This window comes from Solirubrobacter soli DSM 22325, assembly GCF_000423665.1.
Classification (GTDB): Bacteria; Actinomycetota; Thermoleophilia; order Solirubrobacterales; family Solirubrobacteraceae; genus Solirubrobacter; species Solirubrobacter soli.
Genome location: NZ_KE384070.1, coordinates 36669 through 51542 on the forward strand (window position 1 = coordinate 36669; position 14874 = coordinate 51542).

Genomic DNA, 14874 nt, shown 5'->3' on the forward strand with positions numbered 1-14874 from the left:
ACCCGGGCGACATCGTCCTCGCGGGCGACTTTCAGGGCCTCGGCCACGACCAGGTCCTGTTCATCAACAACGACGGCGCGTACGGCCGGGTGGCGATCGTCGACTTCTCCGGCCCGACCGCGAACCGGCTGCACTACGAGGCCTACGGCGCCTCATCCCTGTTGGACGGGTGGCATGAGCCGGGCGACGTGGTCCTCGCGGGCGACTTCCAGGGCCTCGGCCACGACCAGGCCCTGTTCATCAACAACGGACCGGACCCTTCCGAGGGCCGCGTCCTGGTCATGGACTTCGCCACCGGGACCTGGAACCGGACGGACCATGAGGACGGCGAAGAACTCGACGGGTGGCGCATCGCCGAGTTCGTTTGCGCCGGGCGAGCTCTGGACGGCTCCCGCGACGCGCTCGTCGTCTTGCCGCACTGACGGCCGCGGCCGGTGTAGCCTCGGCTGCGGGAGCTATGGCCCGGTCAGTCGGGCAAGAGCGAAGGGAGCAAGCGGATGTTCGCGAGCATGAGGCGGTATCGCATGCAGCCTGGGTCGGCGGCGGAGTTCGTGCGACGCGTCGACGAGTCGTTCGCCGATCAGATCGCGACCCGCGCCGGGTTCGTGTCGTACGTGTTGATCGACTGTGGCGGCGGCGACCTGTTCACGTTGAGCATGTTCCTCGAAGCCGGCCAGGCCGAGGCCTCGCGCGAGTTGGCGCAGCAGTGGACCGGGGCCAATCTCGGCGACATCGAACACTCGCGCTTCGAGGCGATCCACGGCGAGAGCGTCGTCAGCCGGGTGGCTGCCGAGATGCTCGACGCGGTCCACGTCGGTGCCGCGCGCAAGGGCGTGAGCATCCGGTACTACCGGATGCGAAGTGGCTCCGTCGGTCAGTTGTTGCAGCGCGTCGACGCGGTCTTCGCCGCCCACGTGCACGAGCTCGACGGTTTCGAGGCCTCGCACCTGCTCGACTGCGACAACGACGAAGTGCTGTGGATCAGCGTCGCGCGCGATGACGACGCGGTCGAGGCCGCCGACGCGCGCGTATCCCGGTTCGTGCGGGAGGAGCTTGCGGAGTTCCGCCTCGAGCACGTGGTCGCGATCCGCGGCGAGGTGGCCGTCAGCCGCGCGAACTCGGAGCTGCTGGAACCCACCCACGCCTAAGTGACGAATGCGGGCGCGTCGGCGACGACGGTCTTCCAGTCCTGCTTGACGGTGGCCTGGCGGATCGTGCCCCCGGTGAACGCGTACGGCGACGTGCCCGGGCAGTCGTGGGTGACGGGCTCGCCTTCGTGCCGGCCGACGACCGGACGGGGGCGAGAAGCTGATTCTCTCGCCGTCATTCGTGAAGGAGGGCAACGAGCCGAGCCGGCCTTCGTCACGCGGCCACGGGATTCGTCCACCCGGTTCATCCGGCCGGAAGCTCATAGCCGTTCGGGGGATACGTCTTGACCGGCGAGGTGCGCAGCCACTCGTCGCACCTGCCTCGCGTCGGGTGAAAGACCAGCGATCCCGGTGCTGCCTGGACCGCGGGGCCGGGCACGGGGCCGACAGGCCGACCACAGGGCCAGGTCTCCGGCGTGAAACTGTTGCGTAGGTACAGATTCGATCCCGAGATTCATGCGCTCGGGGTGGTGCGAGGGGACCTGTCTATGGGCATCCTCTAAGCATCGGTCTTCTCGATGCAGCCGCAGTTCTCACCACACCGCTCCTTCCCGATGACTTTCTCGGGCAACTGAACCCGCTCTGGGCCACGCGCGAGCCGCGGGGGCGCGTGGAGGCCGTGGTCTCTGAGACGCGGGACTGCGTGACCCTGTGGCTGCGGCCCAGCCGTGGATGGCCCGCGCACGTGCCGGGCCAGTATGTGCGCGTCGGCGTCGATGTCGACGGCGTGCGGCACTGGCGCACGTATTCGCTCACCTCCACGCCGCGCAGGCGCGACGGCCGGATCGCCATCACCGTCAAGCGCATTGCGGGCGGCCTCGTGTCCGACCACCTCGTCAGTCATGCGCGCCGGGGCATGATCGTGCGGCTGGCGCCCCCGACCGGGCAGTTCGTCCTCCCGCAAACCGACGAGCCCGCGTTGCTGTTCGTGACGGCCGGCAGCGGCGTGACGCCGATCATGGGGATGCTGCGAGCGCTCTCCCAACGCACGAAGGGCCTTCCCGACGTCGCGCACGTGCACATCGCCCCGTCGGCTGAGGACACGATCTTCGGCACTGACCTCCGCGCGCTCGCGCGCCATGACGACCGCTACACGCTGCACGAGCACCACGACGATCGAGACGGTCGCTGGGACGTCGCCGAGCTCGACCGGAGCGTGCCCGACTGGCTCCGGCGACAGACCTGGGCCTGCGGCCCGGCCGGCCTCCTGGACTCGCTGGGCGCGCGCTTCGAGCGCGACGGCGTCGCCGATCGACTGCACGTCGAGCACTTCCGGCCCGTGGTCGTCCCAGCCGGAGCGGCCGGCGACGGCGGCCGGGTTCGCTTCCTGGTCAGCGGTAAAGAGGTCGAGACCGACGGGACCACGCCGCTGCTCGTCGCCGGTGAAGGCGCGGGAACGTTGCTGCCACATGGCTGTCGCATGGGCATCTGCAACTCGTGCACCGGGCGCCTGCGCTCCGGGGCCGTGCGCGATCTGCGAACCGGAGACATCCAGCACGCCGAAGGCCAACTGGTGCGCACCTGCGTATCCGTGGCGGCGGGCCCGGTCGAAATCGACCTCTAAAGAGGACTCCTAGCCTTGAACACGTTCCTTGAACACCTGACCCCGCATGACCTCGACGAGATCGGGCGGGAGCTCGACGCCATCCGCGACGAGGTCATGGCCGACCTCGGCGAGTCCGACGCCGCCTACATCCGCAAGGTCGTGAAGGTCCAACGTGGCCTCGAGGGCGCGGGACGCGCATCGCTGCTGGTGTCGCTGTTCCCGCCGGCCTGGCTCGCGGGAACGACCGCGCTCGCCGTCGCCAAGATCCTCGAGAACATGGAACTCGGTCACAACGTCATGCACGGCCAGTGGGATTGGATGCGCGACCCCGAGATCCACTCCTCGACGTGGGAGTGGGACAACGTCTCGGCCGCCGAGGGCTGGAAGAAGTCCCATAACTACGAGCACCACACCTACACCAACATCCTCGGCAAGGACCGGGATCTCGGCTACACGCTGCTGCGCCTGGACCCCGGCCAGCCCTGGAAGCCATTCCACCTCGCCCAGCCGCTGTACAACGTCGTCCTCGCGGTGGGGTTCCAGTGGGGGGTCGCGCTGTACGACCTCGAGCTCGACGAGGCACGGAAGGGACGCAAGCCATGGAGCCGGGTCGCCTCCGACGTCGCCCGGCTCGGGCGCAAGGCCGCGCGGCAGCTGACCAAGGACTACGTCGCCTGGCCGCTGCTCTCGGGCCCGTCCGCCGTGCCGGCCCTCTTCGGCAACCTGACCGCCAACGTGGCGCGGAACGTGTGGACGCACGCCGTGATCTTCTGCGGGCATTTCCCCGACGGGGCGGAGACCTTCGATTTCGACGAATCGGACCTCGACGGCGAGTCGCGCGGTGGCTGGTATGTCCGCCAGCTGCTCGGCTCGTGCAACGTCGACGGACCGCCCGTCATGCATCTGATGAGCGGCCACCTCAGCTACCAGATCGAACATCACCTCTTCCCGGACCTGCCATCGAACCGCTACGCAGAGGTGGCACCCCGGGTACGCGCGTTGTGCGAGCGCTACGGCCTCCCGTATGTCAGCGGTCCGCTGCCTCGGCAGTACGCGCAAGTGGTGCGCAAGATCCTCCGCATGTCATTGCCCGGTGGCCCGGCCTCCCTGCCGAGTGAGACGACCACGCACGAAGCCCCCGATCTGCGCCTCGTCGCCTGACACAAGCCGATCGGCGGACTCACGCTATCGTTGAGACCGCGTACGCATATCGTCATCCGAACCCCCGGGTGCTTCGTGTACGCGTGAAAGGGCGGGCGCGTAATGGCCCATTGCAAATGTCTTCGCTGCCAGGCCCGGGTCTGGCGTGTGTTGCCGACCGACCTGTGCCCGGGGTGTGGCGGCGATCTTCTAACGGCCGAGACCCTGTCCGAGCTCATCGGGCTGCGCTCCTTGGGGACCCCGCGACCACGACGCGACACGGACTCGGCCGTGCGCTTCGCGCAGATCAACCAACTGATCCGCGAAACGAGTGCGCGCCGCGACGCGGAGCGCGCATGCCGAGCCGGCGAGCCGCCCTCAGGGATAAGCGTCTAGCCATGGCCGAAATGACCTCCGCAGATGCCTGGAAGGGTTCCCCGGCCGAGGCAGAGCGGCAGCTGACCGCTGCTGCCGAGCGTCACCGGGAAGCCGTTTCCTCGTCCCAGGAACTCGGGCGCCCCGAAGCCGGCCAGCACGCGGCGATCAAATCGGTCGGCCGAGCCGTCCAGCTCGTCTCGTTCGCGCTCAGACGCGCCGAAGCCGCCGGCGTGTCGCACGACCGGCTGGTCGAGCTGAGCGGCTGGGAATCCGACCTCGTGCGCGAGGGTCTGCGGCGGGTCCCCGAGCCGCATGTCATCGCTCGGTTGGCGCCGACCGGACTCGACCCGCGGGCGGTCGGTCACTCCGCGGCCGGCTTCGAGGTTCTCACCCGCCTGAACGAGCTCACCCAAGCGGTGAGCGCCGAAGTGGACGGTGAGCCACCGTCAGCGCTGCGACGGCCGGATCTGGAGGCGCTCCGCGAACGGTTCGACACCGCGTGGGCCTCATGGCTCGACACTGCATGAGCCGGCCCGGAAGTTAGCCCCCGCGCCCCACGAGCCGCGCAAGGCGACCCGGGGGGCGCGCGGGAAAGCGGCCGTCAACGTCAGGCTTCGGTACCGGTGGCCGAACCGGCGTGCTCGCGCACCTCGGCGGCCGCGCGGCGGGCGTCCTCGGCCGTGATGAAGGTGTCGGCGGAGACCGCCAGCCGAGTGCCATCCTCGCCCACCAGCCGCCAATGGAACTTCGAACCGTTGTCCCGATAGATCACGAATTGCATCGCTTCATCTTTCTGTCGCCGATGCGTAGCCGGGCGGCCGCCTCGGGATTGAACCTGCCACCTTCGTCCACCCAGCGGCTGAGATCCACGCGCGCCTGTGACATCCGGCGCGCCTGGGCTACGAGTGCCGCCTCGAGCCTGGGGTGCGCCGTCGCCGTCCGGCCGGCGCGAGGCCGCCGATGACCCGCGCGCAACACGCCGCGGCGGTCCCGCTCGGCCTCGATCGCGCCTCGCGTGTGGCGCGTGAACAACGGTGTCGGCAGCGCGGCGCGCGCCTGCTCGGGCACCGACGGACCAGGGTGCCCGACCGCCGGCGGATCGCGCGGAGCCAGGAGTCCCTCGGAAGGGCCTGAAACGGTGTACATGCCTGCCTCGAATCGTTCGGGCAAGCGGCCGAGGTAACGCCCCGCACACACGGCCCGGGGTCGCTTGCGTACGCGGACGGCTCGCCAACGGCGAGCACCGGAGCCGCGTGCACCACCAACGATAGCGCTACGCCGGCGGACGGCTACTGAACCGCGGCCGCCCACGACGCCAGGCGATTCCACAGCTCGGCCCGCTTGCCCGCGAAGTTGTGGCAGTGGGCCGAGCCTTCCAGCACGAAGACGGTGATGTCGTTGCTCGACGTGTAGAACCCGGCGTCGTCACGCGGGTGCTCGGGGATGTCGCGGTCTCCGAAGCCGAGGAACACCGGCACCTTCACGCGGGCGGCGAAGGGGGCGGTGAAGCCGGCGGTGAGCGCGTCGGCGTATGACTGCCGAGGCCAGGCCGCGACGGTCCGATCGTCGGCGGCGATCACCGCCGCCGGGACGTCCGGGGCGTAGAGCCAGGGATGGCTCGGCTCGCGCGCGGCGACCGCGTAGCCGGCGTCCCAGTCGTCGCCGAAGAACGCCTTGGCCTGTGCGACGCCTGCAGCGCGCGGGCCGGCCGGATCGGCGACGGACGCGGTGGGACCGTCCTCGAGCGCGTCCTTGCTGCCGTGCGTGAAGCCGAGGTTCGCGATGGCGTCGTAGCAGTCGTGAGCGGCCTGGGCGAAGACGCAGATACAGCCGCCGAGCGAGTGGCCGACGCCGATGACCGGGAGGGAGAGACCGGGCGCGAGCCGTTCGCTCAATGTTCCGGCAGCGAGCCGGTGCCGAAGCTCCGAGGTGAAGGCCGCGCAGGCCGCCGCCATGCTCTCGAGCGCGACCGCGTCGACGTCGGCCGGGCGCGAGCTCTCGCCGACGCCGAGATGATCGGTCGCGACCACGGCGAAGCCACGGGCCGTCATGTGGTCGGCGAAGCTGTAGCCGGCGTGGCCCTCGATCCGCGCGTCCCAGTACGAGCGGTCGTAGGAGCCGCCGGGCCAGCAGACGAGGATCGCCCGCGGCGCCGTCTCCGGCAGGTGCAGCTCGGCGGCGATCGTGTTTCGCTCGGCCGCGAAGGGCAGCGCCGCGGACACGTCGACGCGCATCTGGGTGGAGGTCATTGGTAGCGCCGTCGCAGTTCGTGTTTGAGGACCTTCCCGGACGGCGTGTGGGGGAGGGCTTCGACCACTTCGACCGAGCGGGGCAGCTTGTAGCCCGCGAGCCGCGAGCGCGCGAACGCGACGAGCTCCTCGGGCGTGACCTCCGCGCTCGTCACGACGAGTGCCTTCACGGCTTCGCCCCAGCGCGCGTCGGGCACCCCGATGACAGCGACCTCGAGCACCGAGGGGTGGTGCGCGAGCGCCTCCTCGACCTCGATCGGATAGACGTTCTCACCGCCGGTGACGATCATGTCCTTGATCCGGTCGGTGAGGAAGAGGTAGCCCTCCTTGTCGAGATAGCCGCCGTCGCCGGTCCGCAGCCAGCCATCGTCGGTCAGGGCCGCGGCGGTCTCCGCGGGCCGGTTCGCGTAGCCGGCCATCACGTTGGGGCCGCGCAGCCAGACCTCGCCGTCGACGACCTGCAGCTCCATCCACGGGGACGGGCGCCCGGCGGCGCGCAGCAGGTCCTCGCGCTCGTGATCGGCGGGCCTGAGCAGGACGACGCCGCCGGTCGTCTCCGTCAGGCCGTAGACGCCGTACAGCTCGCAGTCGAACGTGCGCAGCGCGGCCTTCAACACGGGCGTCGTGATCGGCGACGCGCCGTAGGCGATCGACCGCAGCGCCGAGAAGTCACGCGCAGCCGCGCCCGGGACCGCCGTCAGCATCTGCAGGATCGTCGGCACGAACACGGCGTTCGTCACCCGCTCGGACTCGAGCAGATCCAGGACGGCCGCCGCGTCGAACTCGCTGACGATGATCGTCGTCGCGCCCTGCGAGAGCCCGAGATACGTCCAGGCGATCCCGCCGACGTGGAACATCGGCAGCGGCGTCAGCGACACTGAATCCGCGTCGAACGACCACACGGGCACATGCAGGCACGCCGCCGCGAGGTTGCGGTGCGTCGTCAGCACACCCTTGGGCACGCCGGTCGTGCCGGACGTGTACATCTGCAGCACGGGATCGTCGGCCTCACCGCGTGCGCCGGGGTCCGCGGGCGACGCGGCCGCCAGCCACGCCTCGTACTCCTCGCCGACGGCGACGATGCGCAGGTCGTGGGGCACGCCGGCGGCGACCTCGCCCGCGACGTCGAGGAACTCCGGCCCTGCGATCAGCACCGGGGCGCCGGCGTCGGTGACGACCGCTGTGAGCTCGGCGGCCGCGAGCCGCCAGTTCAGCGGCACCGCGACCGCGCCGAGCTTGGCAGCCGCCGCCAGCAGCTCGACCACCTCGGGCGAGCTGCGGTCCAGGTGCGCGATGCGCGACCCCGGGCCCGCGCCTGCGGCCACCAGCGCCTGCGCCAAGCGGTTCGAGCGGTCGTCGAGCTGCGCGTAGGTCACCGTTCGCGTGCCATGCCGGACCGCGGGGTGCGCGGGCCGCCCCACGGCCATCTCGCGCACGACGTCCGCCACCCGCAGCGTGTCCAGGTCAATCATCGAGGAACCACCGCGCGAACGACAGTTGCACGGCGCCCACGTCGCGGGTGACACCGGCCAGGGTCGACGCGATCGTGCGGATCGGCTCCACGGTCACGGTCTTGGCGAACGAGAGCTGCGCGTTGGTGGCCATCCGGACACCGGCCTCGCAGCGGTCCAGCACCTTCTCGGTGCCGCCCCACGGGACGAGCGCGGTCCGGGCGACGGCGCGGATCAGCCCATCGATCTCCACGTCAGAGCTCGTCCGCGATGCCGGCGGTCGTCATCGCCGCGAACTGCGAGTCGACGTCGTTGGCGAGCACGAGCAGATCGCGGACATGGCCATTGCGATCACGCACGTGGTCGGCCAGCAGCGCCTCGGCGTCGAAGCCGAGGGCGACGAACATCGCGATCAGCGCCGTCTGGTCCGCGATCACCTCGACCACGAGCTTTGCGAGCCCGAGGTCGACCGCGTCGTGCACGGCGTGGCGCGCGAGCTCGCGACCGATGCCGTGTCCGCGCGCCGCCGGGTCGACGACCAGGCGCACCTCGCCGACGTGGCTCGACCAGCCATGCAGCGGCACGACCGCGACCGACCCGACGACCTCGCCCGCGTCGACGGCGATCGTGCGCGCCGCGCCGGGGCGCGCCCAGGCGGCCACGACGGCGGTGTCGTCGACGTCCTCCTTGAGGAACGTGCGGTCGGCTTCGGGGATGCGCGCGAAGAAGCGCTGCAGCGCGGGCTCGTCCGCGGCCGCGATCGGTCGGAACTCCATCAGGACTCCTTCGCTTCGGGCAGTTCGTCTGAGTGCTCGATGATCCATGCGGTCAGGCGCGGCATCGTGTGCTTGACCGCGCTGCGGCCGGTGCCGAAGGTGACATGGCCTCCGGGGAGCCGCAGCTCCTCGCGGCGCGCGGGATCGCCGATCAGGTCCATCACGGGCTCGACCGCGGCGGGCGGCACGACGTTGTCGCGCTCGGCCATCGCGTTGAGCACGTTGCCGCGCGCGTCGGCGAGTTCGACCTTGCGGTCGCCGAGTCGGATCGACCCGGTCATCAGCACGTTCTTGCGGACGAGCTCCTCGACCAGCTGCCGGAAGATCGCGCCCGGGAACGGCACGTGGTCGCGCGACCACTGTGCCATCGCCTGGAAGCTCTCGACGAACTCGTCGTTCCAGAGGTTGTCCAGCAGCGTCGCCTTCTGGGCGATCTCGCTCGTCGGCGCCTGCATGTAGAAGCCGCTGTAGAGGACGTCCGCGGGGACGTTGCCGGTGTCGTCGACCAACTCCTCCGCGTTCAGCCGGCCCTCGCGCAGGAACGCGACCATGGCGCCCATCTCGTTGAAGTCGACCGGGGTCGCCATCAGGATCAGGTTGCGCACCGGGGCCTGCTCGTGGCCCGCGGCATAGAGCGCGGCGAGGACACCGCCGAGGCAGTAGCCCATCAGCGTCACCTCGTCGCCACCGCTCTCGCGCCGGACGGCGGCGACGGCGCGCGGCAGGTAGAAGTCGACGTAGCGCTCGAGGTCGTTGTCGGCGTCGAGCTCGTCCGGCACGCCCCAGTCGAGCATGTACACGTCCAGGCCCGCCGCCGTGAGGTACTCGACCAGGCTGTTGCCGGGTCGCAGATCGAGGATGTAGCTGCGGCTGACGAGACTGTGCACGATCAGCACCGGCGGGCCGTATCTGACCGGCCCGTTCCGGTAGCGCCAGAGCTCGGCCTTGCCGCGCCGCCAGACGACCTCTTTCGGTGTCGCGCCCAGCGTGGGGGCGTGCGTGCCGCGCACGTAGCGCACGCCGTTGCGGGCGCGCAGCAGCGAACGCTCGACATCGCGGTTGATCCGTGAAACGAGGTCAAGTGGGTTGAGCGTGGGCATCAGTCGTGCTCCTCGACCTGCTCGGAGAGCTGGTTGAGCCGCCGCTCCATGCGTGCGAGCTGCTCGCGCATGCGCCGCACGTCGGTGCCGGCGGGCAGGTTGAGCAGGTGCAGCGCGCGCGTCGACGCGCCTGAGACCTTGCGCTTGGCGCTTTTGGTCTTGCGCGTGACCGTGCTCATCACATCGAAGTACGTCTCGGTGCGCACGGCCGATTCGACGGGCTCACCGACGGCGCGTTCGAGGCGGTGCACAGCTCTGAGCCATAGCGGCTTCCCACTCATGTCCACGAGCCTACTAGTAACCTGACTTGACTTCAAGTCAGGTAGTTGCGTCGCCGGTGCCGGCCATGCTCCACTGGGCACCGCCATCGACCGTGAGCACGGTGCCGGTGGTGTAGCTCGAGGCACCGCTGGCGAGATAGAGGGCGGCGCCGACGATCTCCTCGGCCTCGCCGGCCCGCCGGGCGGGGAACGTGCGCGCGCGCTCGGCGAACACGTCCATGTCCCACCCGCGCGCGATCGTCGTCAGGAACGGCCCGGGCATGATCGCGTTCACGCGCACGGACGGCCCGAACGCGTGCGCGAGCCCGACCGTCATCGCGTTCACGCCGGCCTTGGCCGCGGCGTAGGGGACGATGTCGGCGGTCGGCCGCACCGCGCCGGTGCTCGAGACGTTGATGATCGACCCGCCGCCCGCCTCGACCATCCGCTCGCCGATCAATGCCGCGAGCCGGAACGGTCCCTTCAGGTTGACGTCGATCACCTTGTCGAAGAGCTCCTCGGTGACGGCGCTGAGGCGCTCGTACACCGGCGAGACACCCGCGTTGTTGACCAGGACGTCGACGCGGCCGAAGTCGCGATAGACGTCCTCGACCAGTCCGTCCAGCTCCTCCCAATGCCCGACGTGACACGCGTGCGCGGTCGCGCGGCCGCCATCGGCCCGCAACGCGGCGGCGACCTGGTCGCAGGCATCGGCCTTGCGGCTGACCACGACGACCTCCGCGCCCGCTTGCGAGAACCCGCGCGCGATGGCGAGCCCGAGCCCGCGGGTCCCGCCGGTGATCACGGCGACGCGGTCGGAAAGGTCGAAGCGGTCCCGGATCAAGGTCTCGGCTGGCTCGCGCAGAGCATCCACCTCCTAGTGGGCGTGCGTTGGGGTGCCGGCGAGCGCGAAGGACGCGACGCCGTACGTGCTGCCGTCGTCGGCCACCTGCTCGCGGACGCGTCCGGCGTCCAGCAGCAGGTCGAGGTGCCCGAGTACCTCCCAGACGACCAGCAGCGGCTGGTCGAGGATGGTCCGCTCGGGCCACAGGTCGGCGGCGATCTCATACGCCGTGGACGCGCCGGTCGCGAGCGCGGCGACGATCCGGTCGCAACGGCGCTCGTGGTCGGCGAGCCGCTGCGCGACGAGCCCGACGTGATCGGTGATGTCCGCGCCGTGCCCGGTATAGAGGCGCTGAAGTGGCATCGCGGCGGTCCTGCGGAGGCTCTCGAGGTACTCCACGCGAGCGCGCGGGCGTGTCCCCGTGGGCTCCAGCGCGGGGTAGATCTCGGTGTTGGAGGAGATCTTGGCCAGCAGGTGATCGCCGACGAACGCGATCCGCTCCCGCTCACAGACGAGCAGCGCGTCGGTGGTGCTGTGGCCGGGGCGGGCGACGACGCGCAGGTCGCGGTCGCCCGCGCGGATCTGTTCTCCGTCCGTCAGGACGATGTGCGCGGCGAACGGAGCTGACTGGCGGCGCAGGAACTCCCAGAACGCTTCGGTGTCGGCGATCACCGTCTCCGGGACGCCGTGGTGGCGCATCAGCGCGAGCGAGAAGCGCCGGTCGGCTTCACCGCGCTCCTCGAGGTGGGCGCCGTAGGCGGCCGCGCGTTCGTAGGCGGCGATGCGGGCGCCCGAGCGCGCGGCGATCGTCGCCGCGAGGCCGCTGTGGTCGAGGTGATGGTGCGTGACCAGGACCAGCTCGAGGTCCTCGAGCCGCACGCCGGCGCGGCGCAGCCCGGTCTCGAGCGCGCTCAGGGCCGCGTCGTCGCACGGGCCGGTGTCGATCAGCGTGAGCGGCGCACCGGGCAGCAGCCAGGCGTTGACGGATCCGATGTGCGGGAGCGGGAGCGGGATTCGGATAGGGGCGTGCATGCCTGAGTCGAGTTCAAGTATGACAAGCGCGGCGACTCGCGTCCAGTTCCATCAAGAGGGTTCTTGCCTTCTAGCGGTCGCCGTGTATGATTTGAACTCAGTTCGGCAAACGATTTGGAGAGTGTTCATGTCCGTGGAAGAGGCGACCCAGGTCATCCAGTACGAGGTCGACGGCCCGGTCGCGACGATCTGGTTCAACCGGCCGGAGGTCAAGAACTGCGTCAACTGGGAACTGCTGATGGGTCTCGGCGAGTATCTGGAGCGCGCCGAGGAAGACGATGACGTCCGCGCCGTGATCATCCGCGGGCGCGGGAACACGTTCTGCGCCGGTGCCGATCTGAACATGCTCGACTCCGAGTTCCTCGGCACCACGAACCAGTCGGTCAAGATCGCCCAGATCTCGGCCCGGACGTTCGACCGCGCGTTCAACCTCTCCAAGCCGACGATCGCCGTCGTCGAAGGCTTCGCGGTGGCCGGCGGCTTCGAGCTGTTCATCTCCTGCGATTTCGCGGTCGTCGAGGACAACGCCCGCATCGGCGACTTCCACATCCGCCGCGCGCTGTTCGGCGGCGCGGGCCCGATCTACCGCCTGCCGCGCTACATCGGCCTGCGCAAGACGAAGGAGCTGCTGCTCACCGGGAAGCTGCTCTCCGGCAAGCAGTGCGAGGAGTGGGGCCTGGCGAACGTCTCGGCCCCGGCCGAGGAGCTCGACCAGGCGGTGGCCGACTTCATCGCCCCGCTGATCGACAAGAGCGCGTTCACGATGCGCATCACCAAGCTCGCGGCCAACCGCGGCCTCGACGGAGACACCGAGACGCTGCTCGCGCTCGAGAGCATGACGTGCAATGTCGCGCACCAGTCGCAGGACGCCAAGGAGGGCGTGCAGGCCTTCCTCGAGAAGCGCGCTCCGGTCTGGAACCACGCGTAGTCGAACGCGGCGGCCGGCGCCTTTCGGGGCGCCGGCCGTTTCGGCGTTTAAAGGAGGTGGCGGCCCGCGTCCACGAGCGGAGCGACGAGCCGCTGCGCGTCGTCGAAGCCCGAGCCGACCATCGCGCCGCCCGCCGCGCGGGCGGCGATGCCCTGGCAGACGACGGCGAGCTTGAAGAAGGCGAAGGCCTGATACCAGGCGATGTCGGAGACATCGAAGCCGGTCGCTCGCGCGTAGCGCTCGATCAGCTCGGCGCGCGACGGGAAGCCTTCCGCCGCGGTCACGGGAGCGACGATCCGCGCTGCCATCAGGACATCGTCGTCGCCCACCTCGCTCCAGAACGCGAGCAGCGCCCCGAGGTCGGTCAACGGGTCGCCCAGTGTGCTCATCTCCCAGTCGAGCACGGCCACGATGCGGCCGGGCCGGGTGGCGTGCAGCACGGTGTTGTCGAGCCGGAAGTCGCCGTGGACGATCGCGTGGACGCGCTCGGGCGGCAAGGTGCGGACCAACTCGTCGCGCAGCGCGTCCAGCGTCGGGTAGGCCTCGACCTTGGAGGCCTCCCACTGCTTGGACCAGCGCCGTAGCTGACGTGCCATGAAGCCGGCGGGGCGGCCGAACTCGGCGAGTCCCACTTCAGCAGGATCGACGCGGTGCAGCGCGGCGAGGACGTCGACGAGACCTTCCCCGATCGCACGCCGGTCCTCGGGCGCGTCGGCGTAGCCGTCGGGCACCGCGTTGCGGCAGATGTGGCCGAGCACGCGTTCCATCACATAGAACGGGGCGCCGAGCTCGTCGCCCAGGTAGAGCGTCCGCGGGACCGGCACCGCGGTGCCGTCGAGCGCCGTCAGGACGCGGTACTCACGGGCCATGTCGTGCGCCGTCGGCAGGATGTGGCCGAGCGGCGGGCGGCGCAGGATGACCTCTCCGGCGTCGCAGCCGACGCGGTAGGTGAGGTTCGACTTGCCGCCCGAGATCAGCGCGACGTCGCAGTCATGCCAGCGCGGGTCGTGCAGAGCGTCGGCGAGGAGCGGCCCGACGACGTCGGGGTCGGCGCCGGTCGTGATGCGCTCGAGCTTCTGCGCGGTCGGGTCGTTGAAGCCGGTCTCGGTCATGCCGGCTGCCGTTCGCGCGCGGCGAGCGCCTTGCCGAGCTCGCGCTCGTGGTACGCCGCGTCCCCGAACTGCTGCTCGCGGACGATGATGCGCCGCAGGAAGCGGTGCGCCTGATGCTCCTCGGTGAACGCGATGCCACCGAAGACCTGCAGCGCGCCATGCGCCACCTCGCGGGCGGCGCGCGCGACGTAGGCCTTGGCGATCGACGCCGTCCGCTGGGCGTCCGGCAGCTCGTCGTCGAGCGCGGCGGCGGCGTAGAGCACCGTCGACCAGGCGCTCGCGCGCCGCACGTACATGTCGGCCAGGATGTGGCGCAGCGCCTGATAGGAGCCGATGGTGCGGCCGAACTGCCGGCGCTCGGCGGCGTAGTCGCGCGCGTCCTGGAGCATCCGTTCGGCCGCGCCCACGGACTCCGCGGCGGCCAGCAGGGCGCCGATCGCGGTGAGCCGGGTGGCATCGACGTCGACCGGTTCGAGCCCGGCGAAGGTGACCGTCGACATCGGGATGCCGACGTCGAGGGTGGCCGCCGGCTCGATCGTGGCGGCGGCCGCCAGCGCGACCGTTCCGTCGGCGACGACCGCGAAGCGGTCGACCTCACCCGCGTGCTCGACCGCTGCCCCCGGCATCGCGATCGCGACGCGCTCGGAATGCGGCACGCCGGCGTAGCGCAGGGACGCGCTGCCGAGGAAGGGCGCGGACGCCAGGTGCGCGCCGAGCAGCCGCGCCGCGAGGCACAGCTCGACAGCGCCGAGCTCGAAGTCGAAGAACTCTTGGAGCGCGGCCCACAGCCGCGCGCGCTGTTCCGCCGTGGCGTTGTGCGCGGCCTCCGCGGGCAGCCATTCGCGCTGCAGGAGCATGGTCAGCGCTTCGCTGAGCTGGTTCTGCTCGTCGGTCAGTTCGAGGTCCATGG

General features: G+C 70.5%; 19 protein-coding genes. 6 read left to right on the forward strand and 13 right to left on the reverse strand.

Features of this window, described 5'->3' with window-relative positions; translation table 11 throughout:
- Both G569_RS53620 and G569_RS0133115 read left to right on the forward strand, forming a co-directional pair.
- Positions 1–422, forward strand: a 422-nt coding sequence (locus G569_RS53620; protein ID WP_037501061.1) for a hypothetical protein, incomplete at its 5' end; no start/stop codon positions are given.
- A gap of 87 nt (positions 423–509) precedes the next feature.
- Positions 510–1148, forward strand: a complete 639-nt coding sequence (locus G569_RS0133115) for a hypothetical protein (RefSeq protein WP_157592489.1) — start codon at positions 510–512, stop codon at positions 1146–1148.
- On the opposite strand, the gene G569_RS0133120 is transcribed toward G569_RS0133115, so the two are convergent.
- A complete protein-coding gene (locus G569_RS0133120; RefSeq protein WP_028066593.1) occupies positions 1145–1327 on the reverse strand; it encodes a hypothetical protein in 183 nt (60 codons plus the stop codon). The two genes, G569_RS0133115 and G569_RS0133120, sit on opposite strands and share 4 nt — an antisense overlap.
- A 506-nt stretch (positions 1328–1833) precedes the next feature.
- Here G569_RS0133120 and G569_RS0133125 point away from each other — a divergent pair.
- The 3 genes from G569_RS0133125 (at position 1834) to G569_RS0133135 (ending at position 4739) form a co-directional block, all read left to right on the forward strand.
- Positions 1834–2712: a flavin reductase family protein gene (locus G569_RS0133125; RefSeq protein ID WP_245602640.1), complete on the forward strand. Its 879-nt coding sequence runs from the start codon at positions 1834–1836 to the stop codon at positions 2710–2712.
- A gap of 15 nt (positions 2713–2727) precedes the next feature.
- The gene (locus G569_RS53625) at positions 2728–3855 is read left to right on the forward strand and encodes a fatty acid desaturase family protein (protein ID WP_037501064.1); all 1128 of its coding nucleotides are present in this window, start codon (positions 2728–2730) and stop codon (positions 3853–3855) included.
- A gap of 377 nt (positions 3856–4232) precedes the next feature.
- Complete coding sequence (locus G569_RS0133135) at positions 4233–4739, forward strand: hypothetical protein (RefSeq protein ID WP_157592490.1); 507 nt, start codon at positions 4233–4235, stop codon at positions 4737–4739.
- Positions 4740–4819: 80 nt separating this feature from the next.
- Here the strand turns inward: G569_RS0133135 and G569_RS63245 are convergent, their stop codons facing one another.
- From G569_RS63245 to G569_RS53635, 10 genes are all read right to left on the reverse strand, one after another.
- Positions 4820–4993 (reverse strand): DUF1508 domain-containing protein, encoded by a 174-nt coding sequence (locus G569_RS63245; RefSeq protein ID WP_157592491.1) that lies wholly within the window; start codon positions 4991–4993, stop codon positions 4820–4822.
- Positions 4981–5280, reverse strand: a complete 300-nt coding sequence (locus tag G569_RS63250; RefSeq protein ID WP_157592492.1) for a hypothetical protein — start codon at positions 5278–5280, stop codon at positions 4981–4983. Before G569_RS63250 ends, G569_RS63245 begins: the two co-directional genes overlap by 13 nt.
- A gap of 221 nt (positions 5281–5501) precedes the next feature.
- Positions 5502–6461: an alpha/beta fold hydrolase gene (locus G569_RS0133145; protein ID WP_028066596.1), complete on the reverse strand. Its 960-nt coding sequence runs from the start codon at positions 6459–6461 to the stop codon at positions 5502–5504.
- Positions 6458–7933 carry a long-chain-fatty-acid--CoA ligase gene (locus G569_RS0133150; protein ID WP_028066597.1) on the reverse strand — a complete coding sequence of 492 codons (1476 nt, stop codon included), beginning with the start codon at positions 7931–7933 and terminating at the stop codon, positions 6458–6460. The genes G569_RS0133145 and G569_RS0133150 overlap by 4 nt, the downstream gene beginning before the upstream one ends.
- Positions 7926–8165, reverse strand: coding sequence for a hypothetical protein (locus G569_RS0133155; protein WP_028066598.1), 240 nt, complete (start codon positions 8163–8165; stop codon positions 7926–7928). The genes G569_RS0133150 and G569_RS0133155 overlap by 8 nt, the downstream gene beginning before the upstream one ends.
- Position 8166: 1 nt before the next feature.
- Complete coding sequence (locus G569_RS0133160) at positions 8167–8688, reverse strand: GNAT family N-acetyltransferase (protein WP_028066599.1); 522 nt, start codon at positions 8686–8688, stop codon at positions 8167–8169.
- Positions 8688–9788 carry an alpha/beta fold hydrolase gene (locus G569_RS0133165; protein WP_028066600.1) on the reverse strand — a complete coding sequence of 367 codons (1101 nt, stop codon included), beginning with the start codon at positions 9786–9788 and terminating at the stop codon, positions 8688–8690. The genes G569_RS0133160 and G569_RS0133165 overlap by 1 nt, the downstream gene beginning before the upstream one ends.
- Positions 9788–10069 carry a hypothetical protein gene (locus G569_RS53630; RefSeq protein ID WP_157592493.1) on the reverse strand — a complete coding sequence of 94 codons (282 nt, stop codon included), beginning with the start codon at positions 10067–10069 and terminating at the stop codon, positions 9788–9790. Before G569_RS53630 ends, G569_RS0133165 begins: the two co-directional genes overlap by 1 nt.
- A 37-nt stretch (positions 10070–10106) precedes the next feature.
- A complete protein-coding gene (locus G569_RS0133175; protein ID WP_211233157.1) occupies positions 10107–10922 on the reverse strand; it encodes an SDR family NAD(P)-dependent oxidoreductase in 816 nt (271 codons plus the stop codon).
- 3 nt (positions 10923–10925) lie between these two features.
- Complete coding sequence (locus G569_RS53635) at positions 10926–11924, reverse strand: MBL fold metallo-hydrolase (RefSeq protein ID WP_053227347.1); 999 nt, start codon at positions 11922–11924, stop codon at positions 10926–10928.
- Between the two features lie 127 nt (positions 11925–12051).
- Here G569_RS53635 and G569_RS0133185 point away from each other — a divergent pair, with 127 nt between their 5' ends.
- Positions 12052–12852, forward strand: a complete 801-nt coding sequence (locus G569_RS0133185) for an enoyl-CoA hydratase/isomerase family protein (RefSeq protein WP_028066602.1) — start codon at positions 12052–12054, stop codon at positions 12850–12852.
- 47 nt (positions 12853–12899) lie between these two features.
- On the opposite strand, the gene G569_RS53640 is transcribed toward G569_RS0133185, so the two are convergent.
- Positions 12900–13964 (reverse strand): phosphotransferase family protein, encoded by a 1065-nt coding sequence (locus tag G569_RS53640; RefSeq protein WP_084285961.1) that lies wholly within the window; start codon positions 13962–13964, stop codon positions 12900–12902.
- Positions 13961–14872, reverse strand: a complete 912-nt coding sequence (locus tag G569_RS59495) for an acyl-CoA dehydrogenase family protein (RefSeq protein ID WP_053227348.1) — start codon at positions 14870–14872, stop codon at positions 13961–13963. The genes G569_RS53640 and G569_RS59495 overlap by 4 nt, the downstream gene beginning before the upstream one ends.
- Between the last annotated feature and the right edge of the window lie 2 nt (positions 14873–14874).

Coding starts and splice junctions, on each gene's coding strand:
- G569_RS0133165 (WP_028066600.1), bottom strand. CDS start 9,788: ATGCCCACGCTCAACCCACTTGACCTCGTTTCACGGATCAACCGCGAT.
- G569_RS53635 (WP_053227347.1), bottom strand. CDS start 11,924: ATGCACGCCCCTATCCGAATCCCGCTCCCGCTCCCGCACATCGGATCC.
- G569_RS63245 (WP_157592491.1), bottom strand. CDS start 4,993: ATGCAATTCGTGATCTATCGGGACAACGGTTCGAAGTTCCATTGGCGG.
- G569_RS0133185 (WP_028066602.1), top strand. CDS start 12,052: ATGTCCGTGGAAGAGGCGACCCAGGTCATCCAGTACGAGGTCGACGGC.
- G569_RS0133150 (WP_028066597.1), bottom strand. CDS start 7,933: ATGATTGACCTGGACACGCTGCGGGTGGCGGACGTCGTGCGCGAGATG.
- G569_RS0133120 (WP_028066593.1), bottom strand. CDS start 1,327: ATGACGGCGAGAGAATCAGCTTCTCGCCCCCGTCCGGTCGTCGGCCGG.
- G569_RS0133135 (WP_157592490.1), top strand. CDS start 4,233: ATGGCCGAAATGACCTCCGCAGATGCCTGGAAGGGTTCCCCGGCCGAG.
- G569_RS53640 (WP_084285961.1), bottom strand. CDS start 13,964: ATGACCGAGACCGGCTTCAACGACCCGACCGCGCAGAAGCTCGAGCGC.
- G569_RS0133115 (WP_157592489.1), top strand. CDS start 510: ATGAGGCGGTATCGCATGCAGCCTGGGTCGGCGGCGGAGTTCGTGCGA.
- G569_RS0133160 (WP_028066599.1), bottom strand. CDS start 8,688: ATGGAGTTCCGACCGATCGCGGCCGCGGACGAGCCCGCGCTGCAGCGC.
- G569_RS53630 (WP_157592493.1), bottom strand. CDS start 10,069: ATGAGTGGGAAGCCGCTATGGCTCAGAGCTGTGCACCGCCTCGAACGC.
- G569_RS0133145 (WP_028066596.1), bottom strand. CDS start 6,461: ATGACCTCCACCCAGATGCGCGTCGACGTGTCCGCGGCGCTGCCCTTC.
- G569_RS59495 (WP_053227348.1), bottom strand. CDS start 14,872: ATGGACCTCGAACTGACCGACGAGCAGAACCAGCTCAGCGAAGCGCTG.